At 45.0% G+C, this 16,373-nt stretch carries 13 protein-coding genes; 9 read left to right on the plus strand and 4 right to left on the minus strand.

Going from position 1 to position 16,373, the window contains the following annotated elements:
• Positions 1–111: 111 nt before the first annotated feature.
• The 7 genes from prpC (at position 112) to R7127_RS17020 (ending at position 11,186) form a co-directional block, all read left to right on the plus strand.
• Positions 112–1,254 (plus strand): 2-methylcitrate synthase, encoded by a 1,143-nt coding sequence (prpC, locus tag R7127_RS16990; protein WP_262584950.1) that lies wholly within the window; start codon positions 112–114, stop codon positions 1,252–1,254.
• A gap of 156 nt (positions 1,255–1,410) precedes the next feature.
• Entirely contained in the window at positions 1,411–4,002 is a 2,592-nt protein-coding gene (acnD, locus tag R7127_RS16995; RefSeq protein WP_318142002.1) for a Fe/S-dependent 2-methylisocitrate dehydratase AcnD, read from the plus strand.
• A gap of 9 nt (positions 4,003–4,011) precedes the next feature.
• Positions 4,012–5,208 (plus strand): 2-methylaconitate cis-trans isomerase PrpF, encoded by a 1,197-nt coding sequence (gene prpF, locus R7127_RS17000; protein WP_158159669.1) that lies wholly within the window; start codon positions 4,012–4,014, stop codon positions 5,206–5,208.
• Positions 5,209–5,285: 77 nt separating this feature from the next.
• Positions 5,286–7,163: a propionyl-CoA synthetase gene (locus R7127_RS17005; protein ID WP_054866169.1), complete on the plus strand. Its 1,878-nt coding sequence runs from the start codon at positions 5,286–5,288 to the stop codon at positions 7,161–7,163.
• 189 nt (positions 7,164–7,352) lie between these two features.
• A complete protein-coding gene (locus R7127_RS17010) occupies positions 7,353–7,832 on the plus strand; it encodes a GNAT family N-acetyltransferase (protein ID WP_005377290.1) in 480 nt (159 codons plus the stop codon).
• Between the two features lie 191 nt (positions 7,833–8,023).
• Positions 8,024–9,355: a trypsin-like serine protease gene (locus R7127_RS17015; protein ID WP_065274565.1), complete on the plus strand. Its 1,332-nt coding sequence runs from the start codon at positions 8,024–8,026 to the stop codon at positions 9,353–9,355.
• Between the two features lie 385 nt (positions 9,356–9,740).
• Positions 9,741–11,186: a bifunctional NUDIX hydrolase/phosphatase PAP2 family protein gene (locus R7127_RS17020; protein WP_065274564.1), complete on the plus strand. Its 1,446-nt coding sequence runs from the start codon at positions 9,741–9,743 to the stop codon at positions 11,184–11,186.
• Between the two features lie 160 nt (positions 11,187–11,346).
• On the opposite strand, the gene R7127_RS17025 is transcribed toward R7127_RS17020, so the two are convergent.
• Positions 11,347–12,156 carry a Cof-type HAD-IIB family hydrolase gene (locus R7127_RS17025; protein ID WP_017821691.1) on the minus strand — a complete coding sequence of 270 codons (810 nt, stop codon included), beginning with the start codon at positions 12,154–12,156 and terminating at the stop codon, positions 11,347–11,349.
• A 216-nt stretch (positions 12,157–12,372) separates the two neighbouring features.
• Here R7127_RS17025 and queE point away from each other — a divergent pair, with 216 nt between their 5' ends.
• Positions 12,373–13,023 carry a 7-carboxy-7-deazaguanine synthase QueE gene (gene queE, locus R7127_RS17030; RefSeq protein ID WP_005377296.1) on the plus strand — a complete coding sequence of 217 codons (651 nt, stop codon included), beginning with the start codon at positions 12,373–12,375 and terminating at the stop codon, positions 13,021–13,023.
• 309 nt (positions 13,024–13,332) lie between these two features.
• Here the strand turns inward: queE and queC are convergent, their stop codons facing one another.
• The 3 genes from queC to eamB all read right to left on the minus strand — a co-directional run bounded on the left by queC (position 13,333) and on the right by eamB (position 15,291).
• A complete protein-coding gene (queC, locus tag R7127_RS17035) occupies positions 13,333–13,989 on the minus strand; it encodes a 7-cyano-7-deazaguanine synthase QueC (protein WP_005377298.1) in 657 nt (218 codons plus the stop codon).
• Between the two features lie 67 nt (positions 13,990–14,056).
• The gene (locus tag R7127_RS17040; protein ID WP_025768136.1) at positions 14,057–14,398 is read right to left on the minus strand and encodes a helix-turn-helix domain-containing protein; all 342 of its coding nucleotides are present in this window, start codon (positions 14,396–14,398) and stop codon (positions 14,057–14,059) included.
• A gap of 308 nt (positions 14,399–14,706) precedes the next feature.
• On the minus strand, positions 14,707–15,291 hold the full coding sequence (eamB, locus tag R7127_RS17045; protein ID WP_005388201.1) for a cysteine/O-acetylserine transporter: 585 nt from the start codon (positions 15,289–15,291) through the stop codon (positions 14,707–14,709).
• A gap of 112 nt (positions 15,292–15,403) precedes the next feature.
• On the opposite strand from eamB, the gene R7127_RS17050 reads away from it, so the two are divergent.
• Positions 15,404–16,312, plus strand: coding sequence for a LysR family transcriptional regulator (locus R7127_RS17050; RefSeq protein ID WP_318142003.1), 909 nt, complete (start codon positions 15,404–15,406; stop codon positions 16,310–16,312).
• Positions 16,313–16,373 lie beyond the last annotated feature (61 nt).

Below are 16,373 nucleotides of genomic sequence, written 5' to 3' on the forward strand. Positions count from 1 at the left end.
CGGAAGCCCAAGAAAAAGATAATCGGAATTTATCTCATCTAATAACGTGAAATTCGTTTGGCTAAAAACACCCCAGAGAGGGAAAAGTCAGACAGAAAAGGAGTTCAAACAATGTCTCAAACTGCAGAAAAGAAAGCAGAATTAGGTGGCGCAGGCCTTCGTGGTCAAAGCGCAGGAAGCACAGCTTTATGTACTGTCGGAAAAACGGGAACTGGTCTAACTTATCGTGGATACGATATTACTGATCTTGCGAACAAGGCACAGTTTGAAGAAGTGGCTCACCTTCTGTTACGCGGTCACTTGCCGAATCAACAAGAACTCGATGCATACAAGACACACCTACTCAGCCTTAGAGGTTTGCCAGCCGAGCTAAAACAAGCTTTAGAGTTAATTCCTGCAAGCGCACACCCAATGGACGTAATGCGCACGGGTTGTTCTGTATTGGGTAACCTAGAGCAGGAAATGAGCTTCGAGGAGCAACTGAAAGCAACCGAACGTATGCTAGCCTTGTTCCCTGCCATCATCTGTTACTGGTACCGCTTTAGTCATGATGGCGTGCGTATCAACACCGAGGATCAGACTGAAGATTGCATCGGTGGTTACTTTTTGCGATTACTTACAGACAAAGCGCCATCTGCGCTGCACAAACAAGTGATGCATTGCTCGCTCATTCTTTATGCTGAACATGAGTTTAATGCTTCTACATTCGCAGCACGCGTTTGTGCATCAACGTTGTCAGACATTCATTCTTGTATCACGGCGGCAATCGGTACGCTTCGTGGGCCACTTCACGGCGGCGCAAACGAAGCGGCGATGGAAATGATTGAAGATTGGCAAACGCCCGATGAGGCGGAAGCGAACATCATGAAAATGCTAGCCAATAAAGACAAGATCATGGGATTTGGTCATGCGATTTATCGTGAAAGTGACCCTCGCAACGCCTTAATAAAACGCTGGTCCAAAGAGCTATCGAAACAAGTTGGTGATACACATCTATATGCGGTTTCTGAGCGTGTTGAATCAGTGATGAAACGAGAGAAAGGTCTGTTCTGTAATGCGGACTTCTTCCATGCATCGGCTTACCACTTCATGGACATTCCAACCAAACTATTTACCCCAATCTTTGTGATGAGTCGTTTAACGGGCTGGGCTGCACACGTTTATGAGCAACGTGCCAATAACCGCATCATTCGCCCAAGTGCTGATTACACGGGCCCAGATCATCAAGAATGGGTGCCTATCGAGAATCGCTAGCGCGAAGGTCAACGAGGGCATTATATGCTTTGGTTGACCACCTTCTTCCTTTGTCATTCTCTCTAACAGAGGAAGGAGATCCTCTCATCACTGTGTTTCTGGAGCAATGGAAAACCTTGATGAAGGCAAGATGTAAAGACTGAATGGAAGCAAACCATGAACACAAATATTAATACTCAATATCGTAAGCCGCTTCCGGGAACTCAACTGGATTATTTTGATGCACGCGAAGCCGTCAATGCCATTTCTCCTGGAGCCTATGAAACACTCCCTTATACCTCTCGCGTGCTAGCTGAGCAACTGGTCCGCCGCTGTGACCCGAACACATTGACAGATAGCCTGAAACAGTTAATTGAACGCAAACGCGATCTTGATTTTCCTTGGTATCCAGCACGCGTTGTTTGTCATGACATTCTTGGTCAGACCGCTCTAGTCGATTTAGCGGGTCTGCGCGATGCCATTTCAGATCAGGGCGGTGATCCTGCAAAAGTGAACCCAGTGGTTGAGACACAATTGATCGTTGACCACTCTTTAGCGGTTGAACATGCGGGCTTTGACCCTGATGCCTTCGACAAAAACCGCGCGATTGAAGAGCGCCGTAATGAAGACCGATTCCACTTTATTGAGTGGTGTAAAACAGCGTTTGAAAACGTCAGCGTGATTCCAGCTGGGAATGGCATCATGCACCAAATCAACTTGGAAAAAATGTCTCCTGTGGTACAAGCAAAGCAGGGCATTGCCTACCCAGACACCTGTGTGGGTACGGACAGTCACACGCCTCACGTAGACGCTCTTGGTGTTATTGCGATAGGTGTCGGTGGTCTGGAAGCAGAAACCGTCATGCTTGGCCGACCATCAATGATGCGTCTACCAGATATTGTCGGTGTCAAACTGACGGGTAAACGTCAACCGGGCATTACCGCAACGGATATTGTCCTCGCGATTACTGAGTTTCTGCGTAATGAGCGTGTGGTATCTTCATATCTTGAATTCTTCGGAGAAGGCGCACGTGATCTAACGATCGGAGACCGCGCAACGATTTCAAACATGACACCAGAATACGGCGCAACAGCTGGCATGTTTTATATTGATGAGCAGACCATCAATTACTTGAAACTAACTGGTCGAGATGAAGAACAAGTTGCTTTAGTAGAAAATTACGCAAAACAAACCGGTCTTTGGGCAGACGATCTTGATAGCGCCGTTTACGAGCGCGTACTTGAGTTCGATTTATCATCAGTTAGCCGTAACTTGGCTGGTCCGTCAAACCCTCATCGTCGTTTACCAACTTCTGAGTTGGCACAGCGCGGTATTTCTGGAGCGTGGGAAGAGAAAGAAGGTGAGTTGCCAGATGGTGCAGTGATCATCGCTGCTATTACCTCATGTACGAACACCAGTAACCCAAGAAACGTGGTTGCTGCTGGCCTTGTCGCGAAGAAAGCCAACGAACTTGGCCTTGTACGTAAACCTTGGGTGAAATCGTCTTTTGCTCCGGGTTCTAAAGTTGCACGCTTGTATCTGGAAGAAGCGTGCTTATTACCAGAGCTAGAGAAGCTTGGCTTTGGCATTGTTGGTTACGCATGTACAACTTGTAACGGTATGAGTGGTGCGCTGGATCCAAAAATCCAACAAGAGATCATCGACCGTGATTTATATGCGACAGCGGTGCTTTCTGGTAACCGTAACTTTGATGGTCGAATCCATCCGTACGCCAAACAAGCTTTCTTGGCTTCACCACCATTGGTTGTCGCTTATGCGCTAGCGGGTACGATTCGTTTTGATATCGAGCGCGATGCGCTTGGCACGGACCAAAACGGCAAACCAATTTATCTCAATGATTTGTGGCCAAGCGATGAAGAGATCGATGCAGTTGTCGGTACTCATGTTAAACCTGAGCAGTTTAAGCAAGTTTACATTCAGATGTTTAAGCTGAATGATCAAGAGCAAAATCCCAACCCGCTGTACGACTGGCGTCCGATGAGTACCTATATCCGCCGACCACCGTACTGGGAAGGTGCGCTAGCGGGAGAAAGAACATTGTCTGGTATGCGTCCATTGGCGATTCTGGGCGACAACATCACCACTGATCACTTATCACCATCCAACGCGATTCTCGCAAGCAGCGCAGCAGGTGAATACTTAGCGAAAATGGGTGTGCCAGAAGAAGATTTCAATTCTTACGCGACTCACCGTGGTGACCACTTAACGGCGCAACGCGCGACCTTCGCTAACCCAAAGTTGTTCAATGAAATGGTGAAGGAAAACGGCGAAGTCGTGCAGGGATCTCTGGCGCGTGTAGAGCCAGAAGGGCAGGTGGTTCGTATGTGGGAAGCGATTGAAAGCTACATGAATCGTAAACAACCATTGATCGTGGTGGCTGGCGCGGATTACGGTCAGGGGTCATCCCGTGACTGGGCAGCAAAAGGCGTTCGACTGGCGGGCGTAGAAGCCATTGTTGCTGAAGGCTTTGAGCGTATTCACCGTACTAACTTGGTTGGCATGGGCGTACTACCACTGCAATTTAAGTCGGGCGTTAACCGCAATACGCTAGAGCTGGATGGTACGGAACTTTACGACGTGGTTGGAGAAATCAAGCCGGGCGCTGATTTAGCGCTGGTTATCACACGCACCAACGGCGATAAAGTCGATGTTCCGGTTACTTGTCGCTTAGATACCGCTGACGAAGTTCACGTGTACAACGCGGGCGGTGTTCTGCAGCGTTTCGCGCAAGATTTCTTGGCACAATAAGGAGTGCGTATGGCAAATAATACTCCGAATCAAACAAGCCAAATAAAAGTGCCCGCGACGTACATGCGTGGCGGCACGAGTAAAGGTGTCTTTTTCAACCTAGAGGATTTACCTCAAGAAGCGCAAATGGCTGGAGCCGCGCGTGACAAGCTGTTGTTACGTGTTATCGGCAGCCCGGATCCTTACGCGAAGCAAATCGACGGTATGGGTGGTGCAACCTCCAGCACCAGTAAAACAGTGATTGTTTCGCGCAGTAGCCAAGACGGTCATGACGTTGACTATTTGTTTGGACAAGTGTCGATCGACAAACCATTCGTCGATTGGAGTGGTAACTGCGGCAACTTGTCTGCGGCAGTTGGTCCCTTCGCCATTCATGCTGGGCTGATTCCACAAGACCGCATTCCAGAAAATGGAATTGTGACGGTGCGTGTTTGGCAAGTGAACATAAGCAAAACGATTTTGATTCACGTGCCAATCGTCAATGGTTTCGTCCAAGAAACCGGAGAGTTTGAGCTCGATGGTGTCACGTTTCCAGCGGCAGAAATTCAAGTGGATTTTGTTGATCCTTCCGATGGCGAAGGAAGTATGTTCCCAACGGGTAACTTAGTTGATGATTTGGTGGTGCCGGATGTGGGTACGTTCAACGCGACCTTTATTAACGCGGGCATACCAACCATTTTTATTGATGCTGAATCGATAGGATATCAGGGCACCGAGCTGCAAGACGATATCAACAACGATGACACAGCATTAGCGATGTTCGAATCCATCCGTGCATATGGCGCGTTAAAAATGGGCCTGATTTCTGATTTAGAAGAAGCTCAAACACGCCAACATACGCCGAAAATAGCGTTTGTTTCTAAACCGAAAAGTTACCTGTCTTCAAGTGGTAAAGCCGTTAATGAGTCGGATATTGATGTGCTCGTTCGCGCGCTGTCGATGGGCAAGCTACATCATGCAATGATGGGAACAGCAGCCGTTGCTATTGCTTCTGCTGCGTGTGTGCCCGGAACGTTAGTGAATTTAGCCGCTGGTGGCGGTGAAAAAGAGTCCGTGACTTTTGGTCACCCGTCAGGAACGTTAAAAGTTGGGGCACAAGCGAAGCAAACTGAGCAGGGCTGGGTGGTGCAAAAAGCCATTATGAGCCGAAGTGCGAGAATACTGATGGAGGGATTTGTGCGTGTACCCTTCTATGTCTTCGATTAAAAGAGACGATCTTTGGATTAAAAGAGCGATCTTTGAGTAGAACGAGAGCAATGTCAGGACATACTGGAGGAAGCAATATGTCTTCATACGAAAAAGAATACTTATGGGCGAAGAATGAACCGGAGAGTTTTTGGCGCGCTCAAGCGGAGAATCTCGATTGGTTTGAATCTCCTAAAACTATCTTGAAATCTGATGAAAACGGCATAGAACGTTGGTTTCCAGATGGTGTAATGAATACGTGCTGGTTAGCATTAGATTACCATTGCGAGCAAGGACGCGGTGATAATACTGCACTCATTTATGACTCGCCAGTGACAGGTCGTAAAGCCACGTACACCTATAGCGATCTACGTGACCAAGTAGCAAAAATTGCTGGCATGCTGTCTGCTCAAGGTGTTGAAAAAGGCGACCGAGTCGTTATTTATATGCCGATGATCCCAGAAGCCGCAATGGCGATGCTTGCCTGCGCGCGTTTGGGGGCGATTCATTCCGTAGTATTCGGTGGTTTTGCACCTAATGAGCTTGCTGTACGAATTGAAGATGCAGAGCCGAAAGTGATCATGACGGCGTCGTGCGGGATTGAGATCAACAAAGTCATTCCATACAAACCAATGGTAGACAAAGCCATTATGGACAGCCGTTGGAAGCCTGAGAAAGTGTTTGTTTTCCAACGTCCAGAGTGCGACGCTGAGCTAAACCAAGAAAGAGACTTAGATTGGCAGCGAGAGTACAAACAAGCGCTGCCACATGGTTGTGTTCCGGTGTTAGCAACCGATCCGCTCTACATACTTTATACATCGGGCACGACAGGTAAGCCGAAAGGCGTTGTGCGTGATAACGGTGGCCATGCTGTCGCGATGAAGTACTCCATGAGCGCAATCTATAACATTCCTCAAGATGGCGTCTTTTGGGCGGCATCTGATGTGGGCTGGGTAGTAGGGCACTCTTACATTGTTTACGCTCCACTGATTCACGGTTGCACTACTATCCTATTCGAAGGCAAGCCTGTTCGAACACCGGATCCTGGCGCATTTTGGCGAGTGTGTGATGAATATAAAGTAGATGCGTTGTTCTCTGCACCAACGGCGTTTCGTGCGATTAAGAAAGAGGATCCGGAAGGCGAGCACTTAAAACAGTACGACTTGTCGAATCTGAAAACCATCTTTATGGCGGGAGAACGCCTTGACCCTCCGACACTGGAGTGGGTTCAGAGCAAAGCGGACAAGCCCGTTATTGACCACTGGTGGCAAACCGAGACGGGCTGGGCCATCGCTGGCAACCCGACAGGTGTCGAAATGATGCCAGTTAAAGCTGGTTCTTCGACGAAGCCCATTCCGGGTTATCAGGTCGAAATTCTGAATGAACTTGGAGAGGCTGTCGGGCCTAACCAACAAGGCTTTGTCGCATTAAAACGTCCGCTACCACCAAGTTGTCTGCCAACGGTTTGGCGTAATCATGACCGTTTTGAAACTGGTTATCTTAGCCAGTTCCCAGGCTACTACGTGTCAGGTGATGGTGGCTATCTGGATGAAGACGGTTACCTGTTTATTATGGGACGTATTGATGACGTGATTAATGTCGCGGGACACCGATTGTCGACAGGTGAAATGGAAGAAATAGTAGGAGGCCACCCAGCGATTGCAGAATGTGCGGTGGTTGGTATCCACGATGATCTAAAAGGTCAGCTTCCACTTGGCTTTGTGGTACTAAAAGACGGCGTCAAAGTGGATGAGCTAGACCTTGAAGGTGAGCTTGTTGGCAAAGTGCGTAGTGAGATAGGTGCAGTTGCTTGCTTCAAGCATGCGTTGGTTGTAGACCGTTTACCGAAAACACGTTCAGGTAAAATTTTGCGTCGAACTATACGTCAAATAGCTGATGGTGAAAAATACACCGTTCCGTCAACGATTGATGACCCAAGTAGCTTGAACGAAATTGAGCGAGTGCTACGACGCTGAGAAAAACTCAATTCTAACTAACCCCTGATCCTCGAACTCTGTTGGTTGGTTCTGCCTCTGTACGTTTATTAAGTGCAGGGGCCTTTTTGTTGTTCAAACAGTACAAACGTATCGTGAAAGCATTTGTGACTTGCCAATACGACGTTTTCCTCACAAACTACAGCCATTCCATTTTTAGTGACCCTTTGTATGACCACGTTTGCGATTAAACCTGCGTGTTTTAGCGACCTAGAGTTGCTCAACGATCTTATGTTCGAGCTTCATGATGAGCATCATCTTCAATCTCCTGAGCTTTTCAAAACGGCAGAGGAGATAGAACAAGAAAAAAGCATTGCTCGATATATTGACGACCCTGAGTGCCTTGTTTACGTAGCAAAACAAGGAGATGAAATTATTGGCTTTATCTCTGGTCACTTCTGTGAACTTATTTCTACCGTCAGCCAGCCAGTTATGATGGGAAGTGTGGATGAGCTCTATGTGCTGCCTGAATATCGAAAACAAGGTACGGCGCAGGCATTGATTAATAAAATTGAATCAACGTTCTCTGATTACGGTGCAAAACAGATGTTTGTTGAAGTATGGCATTTTAACCAGGGCGCAATATCTTTGTATGAAAAACAAGGATTTGCACATCATATCCACTATTTAAGAAAACCGCTGAACGAATAATCGTATTTAACTTTAATATTGTGATTTAGGTTCATTCGAATTGAAATCATTCAGTTCGTCAATAGACTTTTCTCTATAAGTTGCTCGCAATGTTAATAAATTGATATGCACCCATATTGGTATCGGCGTTTTTGTCTGCTTGTTTATTAGTAGCACGAGGATCGTGCTTACAAAAACAAGAGGACAATATTTTGAAACTAACAAAATCGTTACTTGCTTTAGCCGTTTTGCCAATGTTCGCAAGTGCTGATGATTTGTCACAGACGCAAAATCATACTATCCAACCCCAGATCGTAGGCGGAGTAACTGCCGACCCACGTGACTGGAAATTCTACACCCAAATTGTTAGTCGTTATGGTAACCGATCATATTGTGGGGCCAGTTATATCGGGAATGGTTACGTCCTGACTGCTGCGCATTGTGTTGAGGGTGATTCTCCGAATCAGATAGCGGTTAAAATCGGTGGCGTTGTTTATAACGGTAGTGACGGTGTTCGTGCAAACGTCAGTGAGATCCATATGCACCCGGCATATCGCCGCGCGACGCTTTCTCATGACCTCGCGGTATTGAAGCTCGACTCTGTGCCTCAAGGTGTTTCTTCAGTTGAGATTGCGAATGGCAGTCTAACGCAATACGCGAGCATCGGAGATTGGCTTAGTGTTGCTGGCTTAGGGCGAACTTCTGAAGGAGGAAGCTCTCCGTCTCGATTGCAAGAGGTTGACGTCCCACTTGTGTCGGATATGACTTGCCGTCAAGCCGGTGGCAACTACACAACGGTTGGAGAAGTGTCATTCTGTGCGGGTATTCCTCAAGGTGGGATAGATTCTTGTCAGGGAGATAGTGGTGGTCCAATCGTTATTAATCGCAGTGGTGTAATTACTCAACTTGGTGTGGTCAGTTGGGGAATAGGTTGTGCTCGTCCTGGTATGTATGGGGTTTATAGCGATATCGCTGCTATGCGCAATTTTGTCGATGGTGTTATCGGAACAGCAACACCACCAAAAGAGAATGTTTCTGTTGGATACACCACTGAACAGACACTGGCATCATTTTATGTTGGGGAGTTACAGCAACATAGCTTTGTTATCCAGAATTCAGGGAACACCACGTTCACTGTGGAAAATGTTCGCGCGTTCGCTTCGGGTGTTACTGATGCAGCTGTTATTGCCAATGACCAGTGCTCTCAGGCAACGTTAGCAATGAATGCAAGTTGTCGTGTTGATGTTGAATTTGGTGCTACTCAGAGCGGAGAAGCAAGAGTGGCTTTGAACTTCAACGTTGATAAGACCAGCACACAATACCAAGCGTTAGTATCCGCTCAAGCGAAAACGGTGACAACGCCTCCCACAGATAGCTGTACAACTGCATGGCAAGCCAGCTTAGTGTATCTCAAAGGAGATACGGTTACTTGGAATGGTAAAGTTTGGCAAGCGCAGTGGTGGACTCAAGGTGATAATCCAGCAGACTCAGGGCCTTGGGATGTTTGGCAAAAAGTAGGCGATGCGAATTGCACGTCTAACTAACGATCGGGCCAGTGAATTTGATTCGTTGACCATGAGATAAGATTCATTCTTGGTTTCAACGATCAGTACATAGTTATCATAACTGGGGTTTATTGTTTGCGAATAATAAGCCCTTTTTTATTGTGTCAACTATGAGAACCCACAAAATGTGTATGACTTTGTCCTGACGTTATCTTTATATAACTGGCAGAATTGCGATCAACATTTTATGTTTTGTCTGATTTTTGTCAGGTTTGCATTAAATTATTCTCCAGTGAGCGTTGAGATCAGGTTTTACGCGATCAACTCAGTTTGGCATAACTCGTTACTTAATTTTTGTCGAAAAAGATAAGATTAACTGCCATGATTCATTGGTTATCATTATGTTTATTTAAGGTCATATTTTGTGTTGAGACAGCTGTTATTACTCATCCTTTGTTTTATTTTGTTACCTGTTTCACCGATCTCTACGGCTAAAGCCACTGCGAGCGAAGTTAAAGGAGCGCTCTGTATTGTTCGCGCTGATGACAAGTTAGTGCTAGTTCATGAAGTATTAACGGATAAGATTTCTCTACCTGGCGGAACCATTATTGATGGTGAGTCTCCACAAGTTGCTGCTCAACGAGAAACGTGGGAAGAAACCGGTATAGTGGTTACGGTTGGAGAGGAGCTTGGCAGAACGGACACTGCGGTTTTTTACGACTGTATATCAGACTCTGCCATTATCGCTTTTTCTATGAATAACTCTTTAGGTGGAAATGAACTGCCTATTTGGTTTGCCCCTCATTATGGAGTAGAAGTTGCGTCAGCGATGTTGCTTAGCCCATCTGAATTACCATCATCTTTATATCGTTATCCTGAGCAATGGCCACAAGCCACTCAGTTTTTTGATCAAGCTACCAAGCAATCAGTATCTTATGTGACTCAGTTGATCGAATCCGCGCCTTCATTTCGTCAGGTTGAATTGGCGTGGCTGATAGATTTACAGAGTTGGGTAGGGGCGTTGTCAGAAACGAGTTACGAGGTAGCTAGTCAGATCTCGAAACTCGTTATAGATCTGACAGAACCGACGGTACTACTCTTTCTATTTCCTTTTGCCATGATGCGCTTTGGTAGCCGGTTTGTGTACCGACTTTTTTTCGCAATTAGTGCAACGTCGCTTATGGTGCTTGTCGCTCAACAAGGCTTTTCGCTACCGCGCCCACATGTCTATATACCAATGATGGAGTTAACGCACAGCTTTGGCTTTAGTTTTCCTAGCTTGCCTATCGCTGTGTGGTTTTGTGTGCTGACGTTCTTGTTTCATAGAACCCAGTATTTTGGTTTGAATGGAACAACGGCAGTCTTCGTGTTCATCACTCTTACTGTGGTGTTAGGTAAGTTTTTCCTCGGCAGTGCCTTTATTTTAGATATGTTATTTGGCGCGCTGTTAGGCAGCTTGGTGGCTTGGCATGTTCTTCGACTGGAAACAAATCAAGATGTGAACGTTGATCAAGTTCTAAGCTCAAAAGGCGTCTGGTTCATTATGACTGCGGCAACAGCGGTCATCTCCGTCATCTGGCCATTACCTGTGTTTGGTCGCTGGCTAGCAATTTTAATCACTGCATCAGCGTTGGTCATGACATTTAAAGAGTCGAAAGCACATTTAGATACTCGGCAGATGATCTTTGTAACGCTGGCATTGTTGCTTGTTGATCAACTCTATTTGTACTCGGCTATTATCGTATCGTTTAGCGGTTTGTGGTCATTAGTCTTGTCGACGTTACATTATCCATTATTAATGTTGTTATTTATGCTGCTTGCAAGGAAGCTGACTTGTGAAAACCAATCGAGCAAAACGTTGCTAGATTGATGGCTGTATTTGTTATCTATTAGTATTTGAGTAAAAACAAAGCCTTGCATTACAGCAAGGCTTTTACACGTTTAGTCCACGAAAAACGCCGCTTGCCTATCTTGGACGGCTAGGGGTGTTAAACGTAAGAAGCTTAACGCAACAGACATGGCGGAAAGGGCTATGCATTGAGCACGAACTTTTCTATAGCTTTAGCGACACCGTGCTCATCATTACTTGCCGTAATGTAGTCAGCGATTTGCTTGGTTTCTTCCATTGCATTTGCCATCGCGATACCAAGGCCAGCGTATTTCAGCATGTGGTGGTCATTTTCTGCGTCACCCATACAGATAACTTCTTCCGGTTTAATTCCCAGATACTCGGCAATTGCGGCAACACCAATACCTTTGTTGCTCGCAGGGTTAAGAAACTCAAGGAAAAACGGAGCGCTTTGAACAACCGTAAACGCTTCGCGCATTTCAGCTGGCAGTGCTGCTATAACTTCTGTTAGTTTGCTTGGCTCTGCAACCATCATAGCTTTGATGATTGGATGATCGTCTTCTAGTGATTCGAAGTTCATCTCGGTGACATTTAAGCCATTTATCTTTGCTTCAATATCGGTGTAAGGGTTGTGTTCGTTGGTGATTAAACCATGAACTTGACTAAAAGCATGGACGTACGCACCTAGCTCTTCGGCTTTTCGCGCCACCAATTTTGCAGCTTTACCATCTATGATTTGCTGGTGGATGATGTCGTTTGTGCCTACGTTCTTGACCATCGAACCGTTGTAGTAAAGAACAAAATCTCGATCGGAATGGATATTCAGTTCGTCGAGCTTGTCTTGCATTCCTTCTAATGGGCGACCAGAAGCGAGAACGACAGTAACGCCTGCTTCTCGAGCTTTTGCGATCGCTTGTTTGTTTTCTTCAGAAATGGCTTTATCACTATTGAGTAGCGTGCCATCCATATCTAGTGCGATCAGTTTATACATCATTTCTTACCTTAAAGTTTTTTGGGAGCTGTCAGTGAATAAGGCTTGGTTTAACGTTAACCAGAAACCTATATTCATTACGCTATGAAACTACAAAATGGTCTATTTTAACAATTAATTTTTGGTTTAAATTGACCTAGACACGCGTGTCCATTATGGTCTTCGCCTCGAAATGTTATGAGTTGAGTGAGTTCTGCGTTGTATAAGCTAAATGAGATGTTTGAAACCATCCAAGGGGAAGGGGTTTTTACTGGAGTCCCTGCTGTTTTTGTTCGGCTTCAAGAGTGTCCGGTTGGTTGCTCATGGTGCGATACCAAACAAACGTGGTATGCAGATGAGAATGATCAACGTCAAATAGGCGATATTCTGGTGAAAACGGAAGATTCTCCGACGTGGTGTGTTGCATCTGCCGAGAACATCGTAGAGCAATATCAACAGCAAGGCTTTAATGCTAAGCATATCGTGATTACTGGTGGAGAGCCTTGTATTTATGATCTGCGCCCTTTAACAAAGGCGTTTGAAGATATGGGGTGCCAATGCCAAATTGAAACCAGTGGCACATCAGAAGTGATTACTTCAGAAAATACGTGGGTGACAGTGTCACCAAAAGTAGCAATGAAAGGTAAATTACCAGTGCTTAATAGCGCGTTAGAGCGGGCAAATGAGATTAAGCATCCAGTCGGTACCCAGAAAGACATCGACCACCTTGATGATCTTTTAGCAAATGCGAACGTGGCGGCTGAGACTATCATTGCACTACAACCAATTAGCCAGAAGCCTCGTGCTACGCAATTGTGTATTGATACGTGTATTGCCCGCAATTGGCGTTTGTCTGTTCAAACTCATAAATATTTGAGTATTGCTTAGACGAGAGACTCGTCATCATTCGAGGTAGCTTTTCTATCTAATCCCGGTTTCGCGAGTAATGCCGTTGGTAGCTTTGCTATCGAAACATTGTCGATATATCTAAACAATTTATAGCGTTGTAAAAGCTAAGCAGTGTTGGCTGTTGTGGTGTGGTGCTATCTTTGGTTCGACAATCGTTTCGCATTTAATTGATGCCACCAATCTGGCGGCATCAAAATGAAGCTCTGTTGGCTGGAGTTTCACGCTGAGATAAAACGTTTAGAAGCTAACGCAAAAGGTTTTATCCACCGCTATTACCGCTAACAAAGACTATTTGCTCGCTAAGTATTCTTCTAAGCCGCTTTGTCGCAGTAGGCACGCTGGGCATTCACCACAGCCTTTACCAACGATTCCGTTGTAACATGTTAAAGTATTGTTTTGGACAAACTCCAACATATTATGCTTATCAGCTAGAGCCCAGGTCTCGGCTTTAGTAAGCCACATTAAAGGAGTCTTAATATTGAAGGCTTTATCCATACCTAAATTGCAAGAGAGATTTAGAGAGCGAATAAAGTTGTCTCGGCAGTCAGGGTAACCACTAAAGTCTGTTTCGCAGACTCCCGTAATGATGTCTTGAATGCCAAGCTGGTAAGCATGGATACATGCGTAAGTAAGAAAGAGAATGTTTCTCCCTGGAACGAATGTATTGGGTACGTTAGCGTCGCTTAAGTCATTAGATACCGGAATGTTGTCTCTTGTCAGAGAGCTTATCGCTAACTCATTAATTGATTTTACATCCAGGACTTTGTGGCTTTTGATGTTAAGTTGCTTACCTAATTCGATAGCGATATCTATTTCATCTGAATGACGCTGGCCATAATCAAACGTTATAGCATGAACTTCATCATATGTATTTAATGCATCGATTAAGCAGGTCGTAGAGTCCTGCCCACCGGAAAAAACCACAAGTGCTTTTGTTGTAGCCATGTTGAACCCTTAGTTATGCTCTTTGATTCTTTGGTATTGATACGTATTCTTAGGCGTTTAATCCCTATTACGTACTCGACTTGTTCGTGGCGATTGCGTCCGCAATCAACTGGGCTGTGCTCTCAAGCACTCTTTGCTTGTCATCATTTGACAGCTTGTGGAGATTAACAGCAAGTTCAGCGGTGATTTCATCTTCACAAAAAAAATAGTTTAGAGGCACGTTTAGCTCATCTGCGATAAGTTTGAGCGTTTTTACGTCGGGAGTATGGCGCTCCCTTTCGTATTGATTCATCCTTGCACTTGCAGAACTATCATCCATGCCGATACGGATGCCCAGTGCTTTTTGGGACAGATTCGCTTGTTTACGCGCATGCTTAAGGCGGGCTGGGAGTGGGTTATTAAACAACACTTAAAGTTCATACGAAGGACTTGGATGACTAAGATTATCTTAGTTTTTCTGATTTGTGTATACTAAGTAATACTTAGTTATTACCGAGGTCGCCAAGGCCGTGTATGTATAGCTAAACAAGATTTCGTCTCTTTAGGTTGATTAAGTGACGTTGAATCTACTTCTTCAAAAACTGCCGTATGGAGGAGCGGGAAGAGCGAGTAAGGGCACGAGAAACCGCAGCGATTTGTAGAGCAGAACTTGCTCTTCACATAAACGTAGTCGTCTAAGTTGAAGAGCAATATTGTTCTTGATGATCAACTATATACTTAAGTAAATAACTGTGTCGCACAATAGATCAGAGCTGCTGCTAAGCTCATATTGATGACTTTGCCATATCTCTGGAATTGCGATTGAAGTAGCTTTCCTGCAACGGCCCAGACTACGTTGCTAAGGAGTGCGATCAAAGCAAGAATGAGGCTAGTCGCTAAGATCCAGTAGATATTCTGAGTGTGGGGCAGTACGAACGTAGAAATAGAGGTAATTCCATAAAGAATGATTTTCACATTAACGAACTGCAAACCGAAACCTGTTAAGAAACTGATACCTTTAGAATTATCCGATGAAGTTTTGATCTCACTCGTAGCAAGCCCCCAAGCCAACCAAACAATATAAGCTGCTCCAATCCATGTTAGCCAAGGTGTAATCACGGGCAAGAGGCTGATCATGTTATACGTGAAAGCGCCACAAAGTAGCATCAAAACAACATAGCCACAAAACATCCCCGAAATCACTTTTGTTGAGCGTTTTAGTCCATATTGCGTCGCGATGCTGAGCGATAAAATGTTGTTTGGCCCTGGTGTAATTGAAGTAATGATTACGTAAGTAAAAAATGCGGTGTAGATGGCGGTCATCTCTATCTCTCCTGTTTTTACTGCACTATACTTCGCTACAATTGATTAAAAAATTGAATAAATTAAAACTTAGACTTTTAATTTATTGAACTGTTGGTTGTGGAGTCTAGTCATGAATCTAAAACGCTTTCTTACTTTTAAAGCTATTGTTGAAGAAGGATCGTTTCTAAAAGCGTCACAGAAGCTTTATTGCACGCAATCAACCGTCACCTTTCAAATCAAGCAGTTGGAACAAGATCTGTCTTTGCAGCTGTTCGAAAAAATAGGGCGTAAGATGGTTTTGACTCAAGCAGGAGAAAAGATACTGCCTTACGTCTATGAACTGGCGCGAGTGATGGAAAATATTGAGGGAACAGCACAGCAAGAAAACTCGGAGCCGACCGGTGAATTGAAAGTGCTGATTGCTGAGACTCAACTTGCTTATAAGATGGCTAATGTTTTAAAAGAGTTCAGGATCAGAGCGCCCAATGTCAGACTCTCTCTGCAATCACAAAATTGCTATCAGATTCGAGATGAGTTGATAGAGGATAAAGCTGATTTAGGTGTGTTTTATCGAGTAGGTAATGACGATACACTCAAGGTGCACGAGTTTGAGCAGGAGCCACTGGTATTGGTTGCTTCACCGCTTTTAAAAGGGCTAGATTTAAAGAAGAGAGAGCAACATATTGATTTAGGGTTTATAAGCAATGGCCCTAAGTGCCTTTTTCGACAGATGTTTGAGAGCATTATTCAAGAGCGTGATATTAGCATCGACAACATGATCGAACTTAGCAGTATTAATACGATCAAAAATTGCGTTGAGAGTAATATTGGTATCTCTTACTTACCTCGTTTTACGGTTGAAAAAGAGTTGCAAGAGGGCAGTTTACAAGAGCTTGAGTTCACCGAATTTTCAAAGATGATCAAGCCACTCTGCGCTTATCATTCTGGGAAGTGTGTGACGCCGGCGATGGAAGTCTTTATTGATTGTATGCGTAACGAGTATGAACGGCTTTCTACTCAGAGTGGCTTTGTTGCGTAATTCGATGGAACTAAATCAAGAAACTACGATCTGAGCGGCTACGCCCATCAATCGTCGTAGC

It is taken from the genome of Vibrio sp. 1159 (assembly GCF_033340395.1).
Classification (GTDB): domain Bacteria; phylum Pseudomonadota; class Gammaproteobacteria; order Enterobacterales; family Vibrionaceae; genus Vibrio; species Vibrio alginolyticus.

Coding starts and splice junctions, on each gene's coding strand:
- R7127_RS17025 (WP_017821691.1), bottom strand. CDS start 12,156: ATGTATAAACTGATCGCACTAGATATGGATGGCACGCTACTCAATAGT.
- R7127_RS17050 (WP_318142003.1), top strand. CDS start 15,404: ATGAATCTAAAACGCTTTCTTACTTTTAAAGCTATTGTTGAAGAAGGA.
- R7127_RS17010 (WP_005377290.1), top strand. CDS start 7,353: ATGACCACGTTTGCGATTAAACCTGCGTGTTTTAGCGACCTAGAGTTG.
- acnD (WP_318142002.1), top strand. CDS start 1,411: ATGAACACAAATATTAATACTCAATATCGTAAGCCGCTTCCGGGAACT.
- prpC (WP_262584950.1), top strand. CDS start 112: ATGTCTCAAACTGCAGAAAAGAAAGCAGAATTAGGTGGCGCAGGCCTT.
- eamB (WP_005388201.1), bottom strand. CDS start 15,291: ATGACCGCCATCTACACCGCATTTTTTACTTACGTAATCATTACTTCA.
- queE (WP_005377296.1), top strand. CDS start 12,373: ATGTTTGAAACCATCCAAGGGGAAGGGGTTTTTACTGGAGTCCCTGCT.
- queC (WP_005377298.1), bottom strand. CDS start 13,989: ATGGCTACAACAAAAGCACTTGTGGTTTTTTCCGGTGGGCAGGACTCT.
- R7127_RS17005 (WP_054866169.1), top strand. CDS start 5,286: ATGTCTTCATACGAAAAAGAATACTTATGGGCGAAGAATGAACCGGAG.
- prpF (WP_158159669.1), top strand. CDS start 4,012: ATGGCAAATAATACTCCGAATCAAACAAGCCAAATAAAAGTGCCCGCG.